The sequence below is a fragment of the Rickettsia sp. TH2014 genome (assembly GCF_019249195.1).
Lineage (GTDB): Bacteria > Pseudomonadota > Alphaproteobacteria > Rickettsiales > Rickettsiaceae > Rickettsia > Rickettsia felis.
This window is the reverse complement of sequence record NZ_MXAX01000008.1, coordinates 1-1,414: the sequence shown is the minus strand read 5'-3', so window position 1 is coordinate 1,414 and position 1,414 is coordinate 1. Positions and strand designations below refer to the sequence as shown.

The window sequence follows — 1,414 nt, the reverse complement described above, 5'->3', positions numbered from 1 at the left end:
TCTAAACTGCAATACGGAGGCACGACCTGGATTTGATTGCTATGTTTTTCAGGGTTTAGTAAAAATTCTAATTCCTTAAAAGTATTATTTACTTGTGTATCTAGATAGAGAGTTATTTGAGGTACTTTTTCTAAAAACTGCTGTGCTAGTTCGTATTGTTTAGTCTTTAATGCAATTTGAGCTAATGTATACGGTTCATTAACACTCTTACTAATTTTAATTAGCTCATCTCGTAGGTTTTCTTTATTTAAAATTTTCTCAGAAGTAGAATATTTATTATATTTAGCCATATATTGAAAGATGCGTAACATGCCTTTACAATTATCAGGTAAATTATTTGGATTAATTGAATTTAAGTTAGATTGAGAAATTTCGTTAGAATTCAAAATCATTTTTGCTAAAGTTTTTATATCATTAGAAGCATTTTGTATTAAATTCTCTACTTCTGTAAATTTTCCATTGAGCCTATAAATCGTAAACAAATTATAGAAGTTACTATTATTTGGTTTGTCTTTTAACATGAGCAATAATTGCTCTTCAGCTGATGCTAAATTTCTTGTATTAACATATGCTGACCACAGATTAGTCCAACAACAATATAAAGCTTCTTTTTCTTCACCGTCACTTACTAAAGTTGGTAACTGAGGATTAAGTAGTGTAGACTCAAGTATTATTATTACTGCTTCATATTCTTTAGCATTACTTAATATTCCTGAAAAATGAGCTAAGCGCATAAGATTTATAGTTATTGTATTTATTAAATTTTTTATAACTTTAAGTTGCTTTTCAGGTTTTATAAATGTTACAATATGTTCTAAGAATTGAAGATATTGTGGATAATCTATTGTAGTTTTTAGTAATTTTGAAACTACGGGGGCAGTATTAAGTAGATCTTTGGCTATTTTTTCCATAATTTGAATATTTTTTTCTACTACTGCTATAAAGAAAATATTTTGTTGTGCATTATACTTATAAGTAATACGATCTAAAGGATTTTGAAATGATATAGGTTCAAATTTAAACTTAATTTCTGATACATAGCTTTTGTGAATTATAGCCGTTTTATCTTGATTTATGGTATAATCTTCAAATAATTTATGGCTTTTAAGGTCTTCATAATTATAATTTTTTAATAAACATTTTAGTAATAATTTTTTATGTCTATTACTTAGTCTATTACTTGCTATATTTGCTGTTTCTAAAGCTAATTTTAAATCCTTTACGTTCTCTAAGTTTCTAAATAATTTTCTATTTTACACTTTCTAACTTTATCTTCGATATATGTTGTTGTCCCTTGTAACATAATATCACCAACAAGCGGTAACCATAAAATATGGTTATTTTCAGAAAGATTAATAGAAACTTTTTTGATTTCATATAATACCTAGGTCGTGCCTCCGTATTGCAGTTTAGA

At 26.5% G+C, this 1,414-nt stretch carries 1 protein-coding gene; it reads right to left on the bottom strand.

Translation table 11 applies throughout. The features are described from left to right. Nucleotides 1-911 (bottom strand): hypothetical protein (locus KYQ89_RS00115; RefSeq protein WP_218459776.1); only part of this gene is annotated, 911 nt, incomplete at its 3' end. Between the last annotated feature and the right edge of the window lie 503 nt (nt 912-1,414).